Below are 800 nucleotides of genomic sequence, written 5' to 3'. Positions count from 1 at the left end.
CGTGGAGATATGGAGGTAATTTGCCAAGAAGCGTTCTTAATTACGAACCTCTCATAGATGAGATCAATAGAGAAATTAAAAAATTATCAAAAAACATTTGATGTGTTTTAAGCGAAAAAACGGTCAAGCCAAGTCTTAATTGCTAAGGATGGCTTACTTGCTCTAAAGACGAAATATCCGGCATGGGGTTATTATGCCGAGCTTGCCATAAATCATGCTTTTGTTGCAATTTAAGCCAAAATTCTGCGTCGTTTAAACCAGCTATTTCTAAGCGTAAAGCTAAATTAATGCTAATTGCTGCATGACAATTCAAAACACGTGATAAAGTTAAGCGCGCAACGCCGAGACGATTTGCTGCCTCTGTTATTGTCAATCCTCGTTCATCAAGCAACTCTTCTTTCAAAATACCACCAGGGTGTGGGGGATTGTACATCATGATATTATAGTAGATTATCATCGCATTGAACGAAGCATAGCATCACGTAAAATGACGTTAATCCGCGTCTGGTAGCCTTTTCCTTGACTCTTAAGCCATGCTAGTACGTCTGAATCCACACGCACTGTTGTGACAGTTTTCGTTGGTTTATAGAATGGATTGCGAACAGCGTTTTTCCAGAATGCATCATTAAGGGGTGGAATATCACTATGATCAATTGCACTATCCGGCATTGCTGCTAGTTCATCAATTTCAACTCTCTGTTTATCTGTCAAAGGTGATAAGTTACCTACATCAATTTCATAACGAACTTTCTTCTTCATAACGTTTTCTCTCTTTCAAATTAGCGCGCCGTGCTGAAATA

2 protein-coding genes are annotated in these 800 nt (G+C 38.9%); both read right to left on the bottom strand.

Annotated features, from left to right (window positions below):
- Positions 1 to 142: 142 nt before the first annotated feature.
- Positions 143 to 436, bottom strand: coding sequence for a HigA family addiction module antitoxin (locus ACFIO5_RS11280; protein ID WP_034447441.1), 294 nt, complete (start codon positions 434 to 436; stop codon positions 143 to 145).
- A 17-nt stretch (positions 437 to 453) separates the two neighbouring features.
- The gene (locus tag ACFIO5_RS11275) at positions 454 to 759 is read right to left on the bottom strand and encodes a BrnA antitoxin family protein (protein WP_034448608.1); all 306 of its coding nucleotides are present in this window, start codon (positions 757 to 759) and stop codon (positions 454 to 456) included.
- Between the last annotated feature and the right edge of the window lie 41 nt (positions 760 to 800).

The sequence above is a fragment of the Bartonella sp. AA86SXKL genome, from assembly GCF_042196885.1.
Note: the sequence above shows the minus strand (reverse complement) of the source record. Positions and strands in the feature narration are given on the sequence as shown.

Excerpts from the sequence above, each read along its gene's own strand:
- ACFIO5_RS11275 (WP_034448608.1), bottom strand. The coding sequence starts at position 759 with ATGAAGAAGAAAGTTCGTTATGAAATTGATGTAGGTAACTTATCACCT.
- ACFIO5_RS11280 (WP_034447441.1), bottom strand. The coding sequence starts at position 436 with ATGATGTACAATCCCCCACACCCTGGTGGTATTTTGAAAGAAGAGTTG.